General features: G+C 47.0%; 14 protein-coding genes. 12 read left to right on the forward strand and 2 right to left on the reverse strand.

From position 1 onward, the window contains the following. Positions 1–134: 134 nt before the first annotated feature. Both ACLWNV_RS09170 and ACLWNV_RS09175 read left to right on the forward strand, forming a co-directional pair. Positions 135–416 (forward strand): hypothetical protein, encoded by a 282-nt coding sequence (locus ACLWNV_RS09170; RefSeq protein WP_413584068.1) that lies wholly within the window; start codon positions 135–137, stop codon positions 414–416. Positions 417–575: 159 nt separating this feature from the next. Then, positions 576–1,742 carry a patatin-like phospholipase family protein gene (locus ACLWNV_RS09175; protein ID WP_413584069.1) on the forward strand — a complete coding sequence of 389 codons (1,167 nt, stop codon included), beginning with the start codon at positions 576–578 and terminating at the stop codon, positions 1,740–1,742. Between the two features lies 1 nt (position 1,743). On the opposite strand, the gene ACLWNV_RS09180 is transcribed toward ACLWNV_RS09175, so the two are convergent. Continuing rightward, the gene (locus ACLWNV_RS09180; protein WP_413587632.1) at positions 1,744–3,615 is read right to left on the reverse strand and encodes a potassium transporter Kup; all 1,872 of its coding nucleotides are present in this window, start codon (positions 3,613–3,615) and stop codon (positions 1,744–1,746) included. Positions 3,616–3,816: 201 nt separating this feature from the next. On the opposite strand from ACLWNV_RS09180, the gene ACLWNV_RS09185 reads away from it, so the two are divergent. Beyond that, a complete protein-coding gene (locus tag ACLWNV_RS09185) occupies positions 3,817–3,990 on the forward strand; it encodes a hypothetical protein (protein WP_413584070.1) in 174 nt (57 codons plus the stop codon). Here the strand turns inward: ACLWNV_RS09185 and ACLWNV_RS09190 are convergent. Then, positions 3,968–4,546: an NADPH-dependent FMN reductase gene (locus ACLWNV_RS09190; protein ID WP_413584071.1), complete on the reverse strand. Its 579-nt coding sequence runs from the start codon at positions 4,544–4,546 to the stop codon at positions 3,968–3,970. The two genes, ACLWNV_RS09185 and ACLWNV_RS09190, sit on opposite strands and share 23 nt — an antisense overlap. A 77-nt stretch (positions 4,547–4,623) precedes the next feature. Here ACLWNV_RS09190 and ACLWNV_RS09195 point away from each other — a divergent pair, with 77 nt between their 5' ends. The 9 genes from ACLWNV_RS09195 to ACLWNV_RS09235 all read left to right on the forward strand — a co-directional run bounded on the left by ACLWNV_RS09195 (position 4,624) and on the right by ACLWNV_RS09235 (position 14,120). After that, positions 4,624–5,313 carry a PilZ domain-containing protein gene (locus ACLWNV_RS09195; protein ID WP_413584072.1) on the forward strand — a complete coding sequence of 230 codons (690 nt, stop codon included), beginning with the start codon at positions 4,624–4,626 and terminating at the stop codon, positions 5,311–5,313. A 148-nt stretch (positions 5,314–5,461) separates the two neighbouring features. Further along, entirely contained in the window at positions 5,462–6,283 is an 822-nt protein-coding gene (locus tag ACLWNV_RS09200) for a M14 family zinc carboxypeptidase (protein WP_413584073.1), read from the forward strand. Positions 6,284–6,535: 252 nt separating this feature from the next. Then, positions 6,536–7,216, forward strand: coding sequence for a MotA/TolQ/ExbB proton channel family protein (locus tag ACLWNV_RS09205; protein WP_413584074.1), 681 nt, complete (start codon positions 6,536–6,538; stop codon positions 7,214–7,216). A 26-nt stretch (positions 7,217–7,242) separates the two neighbouring features. After that, complete coding sequence (locus ACLWNV_RS09210) at positions 7,243–7,704, forward strand: ExbD/TolR family protein (protein WP_413584075.1); 462 nt, start codon at positions 7,243–7,245, stop codon at positions 7,702–7,704. 4 nt (positions 7,705–7,708) lie between these two features. After that, the gene (locus ACLWNV_RS09215) at positions 7,709–8,194 is read left to right on the forward strand and encodes an ExbD/TolR family protein (RefSeq protein ID WP_413584076.1); all 486 of its coding nucleotides are present in this window, start codon (positions 7,709–7,711) and stop codon (positions 8,192–8,194) included. Beyond that, positions 8,191–11,154, forward strand: coding sequence for a tetratricopeptide repeat protein (locus tag ACLWNV_RS09220; protein WP_413584077.1), 2,964 nt, complete (start codon positions 8,191–8,193; stop codon positions 11,152–11,154). The genes ACLWNV_RS09215 and ACLWNV_RS09220 overlap by 4 nt, the downstream gene beginning before the upstream one ends. Then, positions 11,151–11,420 carry a hypothetical protein gene (locus tag ACLWNV_RS09225; RefSeq protein ID WP_413584078.1) on the forward strand — a complete coding sequence of 90 codons (270 nt, stop codon included), beginning with the start codon at positions 11,151–11,153 and terminating at the stop codon, positions 11,418–11,420. Before ACLWNV_RS09220 ends, ACLWNV_RS09225 begins: the two co-directional genes overlap by 4 nt. An 8-nt stretch (positions 11,421–11,428) precedes the next feature. Continuing rightward, positions 11,429–12,661 (forward strand): TonB family protein, encoded by a 1,233-nt coding sequence (locus ACLWNV_RS09230; RefSeq protein ID WP_413584079.1) that lies wholly within the window; start codon positions 11,429–11,431, stop codon positions 12,659–12,661. Between the two features lie 28 nt (positions 12,662–12,689). After that, complete coding sequence (locus ACLWNV_RS09235; RefSeq protein WP_413584080.1) at positions 12,690–14,120, forward strand: hypothetical protein; 1,431 nt, start codon at positions 12,690–12,692, stop codon at positions 14,118–14,120. Positions 14,121–14,122 lie beyond the last annotated feature (2 nt).

The raw sequence follows: 14,122 nt of genomic DNA on the forward strand, positions 1-14,122 counted from the left end.
AATCGACTCAAGGGAAGCTCATTTTGGCTCCAGAAGCGGCTTATAATTTTTCCACGCAGCGTGTTGCCTGCGGCTGTAATGCTACATGTTGAGTACGCCTCCCCGAGTTCTCATAATTCCACCAAGGGGGACCGATGAAAGAGAATCGTGAATTATATAGAGAGACAGAATTCCTGCACGACATCGGCACCAACCTGAATGCGGCACTTTTTATTATCGATCGTCTGATTGAAGAAATTAAAGAGGAAGAAGGCCGTCTGGAGACAGACTCGGAAACAGAAAAGCTCTTTCATCATCTTGCGACCTACTTAAATAGAATTGATCGCACCGTAAAAGATCGACGCACCCATTTATCTGAAATACTGGAAGCAGAACGCCGGGCGGAGCGAGAGGAATTTAAGAATAGAACTTTGTGAGTGAGAAAAAAAAGAAGGGAGCCGTAGGCTCCCTTAGCGAGGTCAGCGCTCTTTCAAATAGAGTGGGATAGCAAATTTGAAGTCACTATCACAACCTCGTCTTGTATACATTTTCGCAGTGTCTCCTCCCACTCGCAAGTCCAAAAGGAGTCGGTATCTATGTCAAACCTAGGCCTGGTACTTTCAGGTGGCGGCGCACGAGGTGCTTATCAGGTTGGCGTGTTGCTGGCAGTTTCTGAAATCTGCAAAAAACTTTCAATCGACAATCCTTTTAAAATCTACACAGGCATCAGCGCAGGGGCCGTGAACACCTGTGGCCTGATCTCTCACCCGGAAGGTTTTCACGCCGGCTGTGGGGCCCTGGATAAACTGTGGAGCAATGTAAGAAGCCAGGATGTTTTTATCTCGGATCCCTACTCGATCACCAAGGGTGCTTTTCACTGGCTGATGGATTTATCCAGTGGTGGCATGAAGCGCACTCCAGGAAAATCGCTGCTTAGTACACAACCCCTACGGGAACTCATTCAAAAAAACTGTTCTTTTGAAAACATACAAAAAAGAATCGATGCCGGTGAAATTCACGGTGTCGGCATTTCCGCTTTGGACTTTCATTCATCATCAACAGTCACCTTTATTCAAGGAAGCACGGAGATTAAATTATGGGAAAGAGTACGAAGACAAGCCGTCCGGTCCGAAATCACCGTCGATCACATCATGGCTTCATCGGCGATTCCGGTTTTGTTCCCGCCGACTGCAGTGGATTCCAGATACTACGGGGATGGGTCGATCCGGAACTTCAGCCCCTGCGCTCCCGCCATTTACATGGGTGCGGATCGCATTCTGGCCATCGGGGTCCGGCGCCAGCAGGAGGTCTGCTATTCTTCGCACGAAACCGCGCCTGCGCAGGAGCCCAGTGTGGCACGTGTAGCGAGTGTCTTACTTCATGCCATCATGAGCGATGGTCTTGAGTTTGATATTGAGCGCATCGAGCGGATCAACCTGGCTCTGAGTAAAATCACCGCCGATGACCGCAAAAATCTGCTGCTAAAACCGATTGATGTACTGTGGATCTCCCCGTCGGAGGATTTCTCAAAAATCGCAGCGAAACACGCGCACGAATTACCGCGCATGATTCGCTATCTTTTGCGGGGATTGGGAAGTCTGGAGGAATCTGCGGAGCTTTCGAGTTTCCTGTTGTTTGAGAAAAACTATACTCAGACACTTTTGGAAATCGGTTACCAGGATGGAATGCAGGCGCGGGTAAAAATTGAAAAACTGCTGGGGACCGAGAAGCCACTTAAGTCCTCGGCCTCGCCATCAGTTTGAATTAGATTTCGACCTGAATACCCACTTCGATCACCTGATTTGGTGGGATGCGGAAGAAGGCCGTCGGTCTTTGCGCATTTTTGGACATCACGGCAAACAGACGTTCGCGCCAGTGAGACATATGCGGCTCATCCGGACGAGGCGGCCCGCCTTTGGTGGCGATAATAGTCTCGCGTCCCAATACGAACGTGGTTTCATGGACGTTGAAGTTGATATCCTTGTTGCGACACGCTTCCAGGATGTGCTTCATCTTAGGCGTTTCCATGAAACCGTAATAAGCCAGGATGCGATAGAAATTTGGAACGATCTCCTGAATGGAGATGTTATCTTTCTTGGAAACAAACGGCACTTCGCGCGTTTGAATGGTTAGAATCGCCACGCGCTGATGCAAAACTTTGTTGTGCTTTAAATTATGCAGTAGAGGTGCCGGCACACCCCAAGGATCCCCGGACATGTAAATTGCTGTTCCAGGAACACGAATCGGCGGCTCCCGCAGAAGCTTTAACATAAAGTCTTCTGTTGCCATCGAGCGTTCCTTCAGACGACGGAACAAGACCTGACGGCCTTTTTGCCAGGTGGTCATCAGCATGTAAATAACAGCGCCGATCACTAACGGCACCCAACCACCATGTGGAATTTTGTGAACGTTCGCTGCAAAGAACGCGGCATCGATAATAAAGAACACACCGAAAATACTGAACGCCTTAAAGAAGCTCCAGTTCCATTTTTGGCGGGCCACTTCATAGGCCAGAATCGTCGTGATCACCATGGTTCCGGTCACAGCAATACCATAGGCGGCAGCAAGATTGCTGGAGGTTTTAAATGTTAACACCAACCAAACGACACCGATGAAAAGCGACCAGTTGATTGCAGGAATATAGATCTGGCCGATTTCCTGTGAGGAAGTATGAACGATGTTAAGACGCGGGCAAAAACCCAGCTGAATTGCCTGGCGAGTGATCGAGAAAACCCCGGAAATCAAAGCTTGGGATGCAATAACAGCAGCTGATGTACTTAGGCAGACCATCGGAATGATCGCCCATTTGGGAGCCAGCAGGTAAAAAGGATTGGAGATGGTCGTCGGATCAGATAACAACAAGGCGCCCTGACCGAAGTAATTTAACACCAACGCCGGCAATGCGACAAAGAACCAAGCCATGCGAATCGGTGTTTTTCCAAAGTGACCCATATCCGCATAAAGAGCTTCTCCGCCCGTTACAACAAGGACCACGGAACCCAAAACCAGGAATGCGTGAACTCCGTTTCTAAAGAAGAATTCCACAGCATGATGCGGCCACAGTGCTTCAAGAATTTGGGGATTACTGATAAGCCCCATGACTCCCAAAACTCCCAATGTTGTAAACCACAACATCAGAATCGGACCAAAGACGACACCAATTTTTCCGGTCCCGTATCTTTGCATCAGGAATAAGGCATTAATAATAAAGATCGTCGTGGGAATGATGTATGGATCAAATTGATTGGTAACGACCTTTAATCCCTCCATCGCAGAGAGCACCGAAATGGCGGGAGTGATCACACCGTCCCCGTATAGCAAAGCTGCACCGAAGAGCCCCAAAATCGTCATCACCCAACGGCGCTGAGTAATATCCTTCGTATGTTGACTGCGCACAGCCAGCGCCATCAGAGAAAGAATGCCGCCTTCACCTTTATTATCCGCACGCATGACAAAGGCCATGTACTTTACGCAGATAACAGAAATTAGAGTCCAAAAAATTAGAGATAGAATGCCAATGACATTTTCAGGAGTGACATTGAGTCCGTACTCGCCGCCGAAACATTCGCGAAGGGCGTACAGCGGGCTGGTACCGATATCACCGAATACAATTCCCAATGCTGCGAGCGATAGCATAGCCAAATTGGTGTTCTTACGACCATGGTCCTGGTGTTCGATAGCGCAACTCCCTTTAAGTGGAAAACCTAAGTGTAGGGAAAGACAAACCTCTTGTCAGTAGCCGGACGTATGTTCGTAACGCAGCACTTCACATTACGGCTTCTTCAGTTGCCTTCTTTTTGTGCGATGGCGGAAAATGGAGGTTCAGGGAGTAAACTTATGTTTCGATCTGATCTTAAAAATCCTATCCTGCGCACCATAGCCCACTCTAAATGGGCTTTGGCGGTATTAATCGTGATAGGGCTGATCTATTTTGAAGTTCGATTGACTGATAAACACGTGGCTGACAACCGCCAGCCCGCTTCGGCAACTACGACTTCTTTGACGCAATAACTGAGTTCGCGTCGATTTTGAATGCAGACAGAGCCGAAACAAAGTTTCGGAACCCCGTCGCCTGTTTCACAAGTAACTGCTTGATGGTTTCATCTTGCGGCTCGCCTTGGTCATTCAAAACTTTCGGAGCATTCATGATGAAGATTCGCTCTGGATAAATAAAGGCATTTCTGTATCCAAACACCTGTTGCAAGTGTTCAATCGGGCGCAGTCCACCAAACATCCATCCCAAGCCAATGAAACACACCGGACGATATTCGAAAGTTTCTGGGAACTTCATATGATCAATGAAGTACTTCAAGGCACCGGGCATGGAGCCGTTGTACTCAGGACAAATAACGATCAACCCTTCGGAGGCCACCAGTTTATCCAGGTACGGTTGCAGACCTGAATGAGATTTTCCGTAATGAGGTCCTGTGTGCAAGTGTTCCTTCACCTCGACCAAGTCGATAATTTCAACGGCCTCGCCCTGGGCATGATAAATCCCTTGAACATAATGGGCCAACTTCAGTGTTTTGGAATCCGGGCGATCAGTCCCTGCGATAATGTACTTCATTCGTAAATCTCCTAGACAAAGTGATATACCTTTCGCTGTAATAAAGGCAATACAGATTTCAGAAGGGTGTCTTGGGAATGTCGAAAATTTGGTTTATCCTAAATGAAGGACAAGTGACAGGGCCGTTTGAGCCAGAGGACATTGAATCCCAAATAGCTTCCATGAAAGAAGTTTCAATCTGGGGCCGCGGTCAGGGTGAATGGGAATCCCCTGCCAAATGGCGCACCAAACTTAAAAGCATGCCGCCAGCAACCGCCACATCTGATCAGAATAAAACCTGGCTGACTCGCATCGAGGGCAAGGCTGCCAAGACTCCGGTGATTTATTCTGAAATGATCGCTCAACTTAAAAAAATGACGGATCTCTCGCAAGTGGATATCTCCACGGATGGCGGTCGCACCTGGAAGGAAGTTTACGCCCTTCAACAAGTCGTCGATGACTTGGGTATCAGCCGCAGATCGCATCCCCGTGTTCCGATCGTGGGAACTTTGGAATTTGAACCGGCTGAAAATGCAGCATCCATAAAATGCCGGGTGATCTCGATCAGTGAAGGCGGCTTGGGTATCAACGATGCCGACAGCCTGCAGATCGGGCAAAAGTTCTTTGCGACTCTAACCAGTCCGAATTTATATCAGACTATCACGACAACGTGTGAAGTCGTTTACATCGGCAATGATGGTTATGCAGGTTTGCGTTTCGTGGGATTGCCAGAGGAATTTAAGTCTTCGGTTATTGAATACGTGCGAAAGTTCGCTACGATCTCTTAACATTAGCGTGTCTAATCACTCACAGCTGTAAGTCCAGTTCTAGTTTGGAACTGGCATAGTCTTTTGACAAGTCTAGCGCCCAGTCCGCATCGTGGTATTCATGCTAGAACTACTTTTTTCCCTCTTAGTGTCCCCTTCGAATGCCCCTGTGACGAACTATGCAACAGTGATTCAAACTTTGCAGCAGATTCAGCAGGCCAATCCCACAACAACTCAACTGGTTGACCTTGGGCCTTCTGATTCCGGTCAGAATATCATCGGTCTGAAAATCGGTGATGGAGAAAGAGCAAACCTGATCGTGGGTACTCACCACGGCAATGAATACGGTTCCACTGCGGTAGCCATGGGAGCCGCAGACGCATTTGCTAAAAATCCTCTAAAAGGTCATACGGTCTATGTTGTTCCCGTTCTGAATATTCCGGGCTTTAACAGCCGCTCCCGCTATGAGCGCGTCGGCGGAATGAATTCGGTCGATCAGAATCGCGACTATCCAGGCCCTTGCATCACGGGGAAGCCCTTTAAATCCAAAGCGACAAAGGCATTGGCTGATTTTATTGAGCAAAAAAATATCATCAGCTCTGCAACTTTGCACACTCACTGGCCGGCAGTTCTTTATCCGTGGGGATTTTCCACTCGTGATGTGATGACGAAGGATGATTCCACTTTCATTCAACTTTCCAAAGATGCTGTCGTTGAAAGTGGCTATGATGTAGGTAACTCTAAAGACATGCTTTACGCGGCAGATGGTGCATTCGAGGATTACGCATACTGGAAGCATGGTATCTGGTCATTGCTGTTTGAAATGGGCACGACTCACAACCCTTCTGAAGCCCAAATGGCGCAGATGGTTTCCGTGAATGTTCCGGGTATTCGTCGCTTCTTTGAAAATGCCCCCAAAGAGCGCGCTAAAGACCACGCCTTCACTGGAAAATGCGATCGCAGCATTATGCAAAGAACTCATCTGGAATAGTCTGACAACAGTCTCTTAATTCAGTGAAAAGCCAACGTCAAAAGTTGGCTTTTTTTATTTTGAAGTCACCCTATTTGGGGCTTTTCGCGAAAATTCACTCGCATTAAGGTGTTCCCCAAGTGGACGCCCCAAAACGTCACCTGTGACAAAATTAGGCGCAAAAAACCTGTCAAAACCACTACAACCGCCTTTTAACTGGCGTAGGCCTTGCTCGTAATCTTGCGGGAAAACTTTTAACCCGGAGGATTACACATGGAATTTTTAATGTCACTTGGTCGCGGTTTTACTTCAGGAGATGCTATCTGGATGTGGACTATTTTGGCTGCTCAGATCGTATCAGTAGCTATTATTGCTGAGCGCTCTGTCGCGCTTTTCATGAATCGCAAGGTAAATCAAAAGGATATCTCTAAAACAATCGCTGACGATATTAAGTCAGGCAATCTTGATAAGGCTCTACGCCGTTCAATGCAGTTGGGTATGACTCAACCATTGGGTGTTGTGGCTTCTGCAGGTATCCAAGCTGCGATCGATATGGGTGGTAAAGAGGAAATCCAGCTTAAAATGGATGAGGTTCTTCTTGAGGAATCCAGCCGTGTTGAAAAACGCATCGGTTTCCTGGCGATGTTTGCCAACGTTGCAACTCTATTGGGTCTATTAGGTACAATCACGGGTTTGATCCACTCTTTCGCCGGTATCGCTAATGCGAATCCCGCTGAAAAAGCAGCGATCCTTTCTCAAGGTATCTCTTTGGCGATGAATACAACAGCTTACGGTTTGATCGTAGCGGTTCCTGCCTTGATCATGTACGCGGTTCTTCAAAACAGAGCGGCTCGTTTGACGGAGGACCTGAATAAAGGTGCTTTGAACCTGTTCATTCAGCTGGGTTACGCATATTCCCCAGTATCCGACAAAAAAGAAAAAGCACTTAAGTAATTTTAATTTAAACGTGAGAGGGCTCTATGAGCGCATCATCAGGTTCTGACGACAAATTAAACTTCGAACTCAATATCCTGCCGATTCTGGATATCCTTTCTGTACTCATCTGCTTTTTGCTTTTGACGGCAGTTTGGTTGCAAATCGGCACATTGGATACGAAGCAGGCTATCGGAGACAACTCCACAGCAGGCGCTGTTAACCCCCCGTCCCTTTGGGTGACGATGGAAGCAGATGGCAGCATGCAGTTGTCCTTGCGCGATATTCCGAAATCTAAAACTTTGGAAGAGCGTATTGCAAGATCATCCAAGGGCGTGGATCTGGCTAAGCTGGAAAACCGCCTGCAGGCTTTGAAGGCGCAATGGCCAGAGCTAAAAACAAGTGTTGTTCGTCCCGGAGCACAAACCAATTATGGCGATGTGATTCGTGTGATGGATAAATTGAAGCAAAACTCATTCGAAGGTGTGGGCTTATCCCCACTAGGGTAATTTTATGAGAACTTCATTCTTAAATGCCAATCAAAAACGCTCGCCCCTGGTGGAAACGCAAACGCTTAAAGCGGGTGCGCGCAAAAAATCAGGTGCAGCTCGTAATCTGGCTTTAGCGTTGCCTTTGACTTCATTGATCGACGCTTTTTCTATCATCGTGATTTATCTTTTGATCGGTACCCAATCCACCGGCATCGAGGTTAAATCAGGTCCCATCAATCTGCCGACGGCAGATCACGCGACCAGCGTTGATAAAGAAATGGCGATCTTGAGAATTGAAAAAGGGAACTACTTTATCAATGACGAAAGAGTTGCTGGCAGCCAGCTGGGATCAAAATTGGAATCTTTGAAAAAGGATCCCAAAGACAGCGTTGAGCTGATGATCCAGGCTGACACCGAGATGAAATATGCCGACCTGGATCCTATCATAAAGGCAGGCTCCCTGGCTGGTATTGAAAAACTTAAATTTGCGGTGGTACCAAAACAATGAGAACACTAAAACGCCTCCTCATTCTTAGTCCTATTCTGGCAGGTGCTCTGTTCACGCAGATCGCCCAGGCAGAGAAGATGAACAACGATACGCAGGATCTTGTTGTCGGCAAGATGGAGCGCGTTTTATCCGCGATGGATTCCAAAGATCCTTCATGGATCCCTACCCAACAGCGTCTGGCTGACGTTTTGGCGGAAAGAGCGCGTACGCGCTTCATGCTGGAAGTGGAAGCCAATTGTGACGGCTGCAAAGGTTCCAAAGCCGATCGCCAAAAAGCGATCGAAATCTATGAGAATCTTTTAAGCAAAATTAAATTGAACGAACATGGTCCGGTGCTTTTCCAATTGGGTCACTTGTACCAAATGGCTTCTCAAAATGACAAAGCCATCAGCCTTTTTGAAAGCATCGTTAAGGATTCAAAGAAAAAATCCATTTCTGCTGAAATCGTTTCCCGTTCCCATGCAGAATTGGGTGATTTGTATTTCCAAAAAGGAAACTTCAAAGACGCGAAAAAGAACTATGTCATCGCTTTGAAAGACAAGAAACTTCAAAACCGCTCTTTGGCTATCTATAATATGGCCTGGAGTGATTTCAACGACGACAAGCTGGCTTCTGCCATCAAAACTCTGGAAACTTTGTTAAGCAAACCAGAGCTCATCACCCGTGACACTGAAACCGGTTCTGCTTACGATCCGGTTTTCCACGCAGACATCGTGCGCGATCTGGGCACATTCTATGCGCGTGAAGCGATCACAGTTAAACACATTGCCCGTTACGAAGTGCTTTCTCCAAAAGAAAACCGCAAGGAATTGCTTCTTGATTTTGCAGGCAAAGCAGACCGTATCGGTCAAAAACAGGCGGCCCACGATATTTTAAGCCGCTATATGGATCAAGAGGGTTTGACTAAAACTGAAACTCTCGAAGCCTTCGTCCGTATGGCAAAAATCAACTACGACCGCGGTCAAGCCGGTCAATCCACTAAGGACTTTGCTAAGGCAGCAGCAGCGTTTAAAGACACTGACTGCAAAGAAGCTTCCAAATGCGAAGAGTTGAAAAAAACAATGAAGCATTATGTAACTGAGCTTCACCGTTCCAAAAAATTAAAACCCGATCAGGATCTTTTGAATGCGTATGTGATCTATTCAAATACCTTCCCGGAAGATACTGATATGACCACGCGCGGGGCGCAGCTTGCAATGGAGATGAATAAACCTTCCATCGCAGCCCAGCTTTACCGTGCTATCAGCGACAACTCTTCATTGTCCGAAAAAGATCGTCAGAACGCTCTTTTAAATGAAGTGGCTGCCGGTGAAAAATCCAATGATATTAATATTCAAAAAGCGGCTTACATCAACTTCCTTAAAAAAGGTAAAGATGAAGGCAAGACTTTCGAAGTTCGCTACCAAATGGCTTACTTAAGCTACCAACAAAAGGAGCTTAAAGAAGCGGCCGTTGCCTTTAACCAACTGGCAAACGATAAATCCGGCAAAGAAGAGCTTCGTAAGAAGTCCGCGGACCTGGCTTTGGACAGTTTGGCGCAGCTTAAAAATGACGAACAGATTCAGGAACTGGCAACAGACTATGCCAAACTATTCCCGTCTCACCGTGCAGAGTTTGAAGCCACTTCCCGCAAGGCTTTGATGAACCAGGCTGCGGCTTTGGCCAACAATCCAAACTCCAGCAAATCTGATATGCGCACGGTTCTAAAAAGAATCTCAGCAACAAACCTGAATGCCGCAAAATCTGAGGAAAAGATTTTGTTCTATTCAAACGAGGCGATCCTGGCTCAAAAATTGGGCGAGGACGAAGTTTACGTTCAGGCTTTGAACAAGCAAATCGCAGTTGCTGATTTATCAGCAACCAAAAAAGAAGCTTTGCTTGAGCAACTGACTGGTTACTACGAGAAGAAACTTGATTTTGCCAATGCTTATAAGACGGCATTGCGTTTGAAAATGCCTAAAGTATCTGACAAAGACCGTGAGTTCCGTCTGGGTACATTAGCGGATCTAGCGAACTTGAATCCCGAGAGACACTACCGCGCCTCCTTGCGTGCGGGTCTAAAAGGTGACCGTGCTTTGGTAATGCGCACCCGTTTGGTTTTACTTGCTAGAAACCCGGTGGCAGAACTTAAAGCTCAGGCACCAGAGTTGAAACGCAAACCGACGCTGTTGAATGATACAGCTTTGCTGGTGTTTGCACGCACAGGCAACAGCAGCGGTCTTAAATCGGTATTGGAAATGAAAGAGATCAGAAATCGTTCTGCCGCTCAATTCATTCAAAAACAACCGTTCTACAACAAGGCTCAGGCGTTCCGCTCTCAAATCGCGGTTCACATGATCGTGACTAAATCTGACAAGCAGATGCAACGGGGCATTTCCGAGCGCATGAAGCTATTGTCTCAAGCTGATACACTTTTAAACGAGGCCAATCGCACTCGCGATATCGCAGCTCAACTAATGGTATTGGAAATCGTGGCTCAGGAAAATCATAGAATGGTTCGTGATTTGGCGAATCTTCCTATGCCTAAGGGTCTGACGGCTCAGGAACAAGCTCAATATATTGAAATCCTGAAAGGCAAATCCAAGCCGTATCTATGGAAGGCGAAATTCGCTGAACAGCGCGAGCAGGACCTGCTTAATAACTCCAAGGCCCTGGCACAACTGGCTCAAGACTACCTTCATGCCCGTCCCGAGGTTCAAAACGTCCTGAAACGTGAGATGACGATCATCGCACAAATGCAGAAGACGGGAAAAATGAAGTCAGCTGTGGTGAGTGCGCTTAATTCGTCACCGGTTCAAAGCAGTGATTTGGCCTCCGCGCGCAAATCAGTGGCAGCTGAGCCTAACAACGCGGCTGAGATTGTAAAACTTAAATCTCTAGAGACAAAAATGGGCCATCCGTTGATGGCGTCATACCTGGAAGGCCGTTTAAATCAATTACAGAGAGGTAAAAGCCTATGAAAAAGCTGATTTTATTGGCCCCCTTCTTGCTCTTAGTGCTGGGTGGACAGAACTCCTTGGCAGCAAGTAAAGCTGCAAAGAAGGCTGAAGGCATGAAACCCCGACTGGGAACTTCCTTTAAACTTGATGGAAGTACACTGCGCGGGAAATACCAAAGCTCTCTGAATACGAAAGCTACGGTGGAAAACGATAAACTATTGGAAGATCTTCTGGCCGGCAGAACAGAATTTAACGACCGGATCCAAGACGATCAAAACAGAAACTAGGACGTAATATGAACGCAGCAAAACTCATCATTCTGGAAAATATCGCGGGACAACGGGTCCGCACATTTGCCGTGGATTCAGAGTCCTTGAATATCGTGTATTTGAAGGATCAACGCCGCGTTGAAGCTTTGGCTGATCTCACGGTTCTTAAAAACAATAAAGTCGACTACAGTCTTCTTAAAAAGATCGATCTTTCCAAAATGTCAGCTCAAGGTGAAACTCTTCAGGGTTTGGGCCGAATTCGCCTGGCAAATCACGATGATATCTCTAGCCCGAACTATGAATTGCATGACGAAAAAGACCAGGAGCAACTAAAAACCATTTTGAACCGCACAGCCGTGGGTCACTTGGTTTTGGTGGGCATCATCATGCTGGGCTCTTATGTGGTGGCAAACTACTTCTCCAAAAAAGAAGAAGCTCCTTTGGTAACAATCGTGATTCCAAAAGACACTCCAAAAGTTGTTGAGAAAAAACAACCGGCTCCCCACGTGAAGGTTTCTGAAAAGAAAATCAAACCTTCAAACAAAGTTTATAAACCGGTCGTTAAACAACAGCCTTTGAAAACGAAAAAATACACAGTGAACACGAACAAAGCCCGTAACGTTCAACGCGTAGGTGCTTTGGCAGCTTTGGGTGGCACACCTAAAGGCACACGTGGTTTCGAAGGTCTGGATAACAACTCCATGAAAGCAATCCGCGCGGCAGGTATCGGTAATGGTGGCGGCGGCGTTGGTTCTGCGGGTCGTGGCGGCATTAAAGGCTACCTTCCAGGCAACGGTCTGATTGCAGGATCTGCCGGTGAAGGTGGTCGTGCACAATCTGCTGGCGGTTACGGCACACGTGGTGTTGGTGGCGGTCGTGCGGGTTACGGCAAAATGAATATGGTTGGCGGCACAGCAGCAGCAAGTCTTCCTCTGGATGCAGAAGCAACTGCTGAGGGCGGTTTGGATCTTGACCAGATCATCGCGGTTATTAACCGTAATAAAGGTCAAATCCTGTATTGCTATGAAAAAGGTTTGCAGGCGCAACCCGCAATCGGTGGCCGCGTGGCGGTTGATTTCGTAATCGGTCCAAACGGCCGTATAACCACAGCCCGCGTAGCGCAAAGTTCTTTGCGTTCTGCGATGGTGGAAAACTGCATGCTTTCAAAAATGAAAAACTGGCAGTTCCCGAAACCAGTTGGAAAAGTAAACGTAGATGTTCTTTACCCATTCGAACTAATGCGCGTATCAGCTCGCTAGATTTGAACGAAGCATTAAAGAGGTTTATATGAAGACGGTAAAAAGTTTGATGATCATGATCCCGGCAGCGATGACTATCACAGCATGTGATGGTTGGCAGAAAAGTCCTTCATCGGACCTTGAAGACATGCGCGCTCATGCGAAAGTGATCACAGAAATGGGTCCGGATAAACCTGTCGAGGTTACCAAGACCACTGTCGTAGTAAAACCTTCCCCGGTTGAAGTTATCAAGACTGTTATCGTGGAAAAAGAAGTCGAAGTGAAAGTTAAAGAAACGGACGTTACACGTTCGATGATTCTTTTAACGGCTGACTCTGAAATGACTTTCTCTGAAGGCGCTGCTTCTTCTTATAAAATCCGCGCATCCCTGCCGATTCCAGGTGCGACTGTTACTTTGACGGCTTCAAACCTTCCTGAAGGCGCGGTTTTAAAACCTTCCAATGAAAAAGACGTTTACGTTTTGACTTGGAATCCTCCTATGTACACTGTGGATTCAGGAAAACTTCTTAAATCCATCCCTGTGAAGTTCACAGCGACAGTTACAAATCCAGGACAAGCGAAAGACGCTGCAGCGGTTAAAGGTTTGATCAACGAACTTGATAAAACTCTTTTTGTAACTAAAAACCAGGTGGCTCCAAGTGCATTGTCTGTATCAGGCATCGCTTCTGAAGTTATGGAAGACCAATTAATTCCGTTTTCGATCACGGTCACAGTTCCTGGCATTGACGGTAAATCCGAGCAAAAGCCACGCGTACTGATCAGCAATGACGGCAATTCCAACTCTGCAGGCAATGACTTCCTGGAGCTTGATGGTTCCCGTTATGTTATCGCCGACCTTAACAAAAAAGATGCAGAGTACCTGGGTGATTCCAAATGGAAAATCAATTTGATCTTTGATACTAAAAATATCGCGGTCCAACCGCAGCTTTCCAAAGACGGTACTATTATGTTGCAAGCTAACGGCACGCGCGTACGTTTCAGCGTAAAAGTATTCAGCCCGAACGGTCTTTCCACTGCAGAGGCTTTAGTACAAACGAAGATCGTTTACACTAAAACCATCTCTGCTCCCCGCTTTGATGTATCGGGTCTGGGAAAGCAAGGTTTGGAGGTTTCTCCGGGTGAAAAAATCGTTCTTCGCTTCTCTGCAGGTTCCAACAGCAAAAATGCGGTTGTAGCGGTTGAATCCAAGAACACAGATCTTCCAGGCAACCCACAAGTGGCTTGTGAGGCTTCTGCAGCTGGCAGCAACAAACAAGACTGTACTTTGACTTGGGAAGTTCCTTGCGATGCTACTGCAAAAACTTTGAAGGGCGCAATCCCTATGACTGCGGTAGGTACTGCTAACGGTCAGGTTTCCAACGTAACTGAGTATTCTTTGAAAACTTTGAAAGCGGCGAAAGACAAAGGTCTTTGTGCAGCTCCAGCCAAAACCACTGCTAAAACTGCGGAGGCAAAATAGTT

The organism is Bdellovibrio sp. HCB274 (genome assembly GCF_047306075.1).
Lineage (GTDB): Bacteria > Bdellovibrionota > Bdellovibrionia > Bdellovibrionales > Bdellovibrionaceae > Bdellovibrio.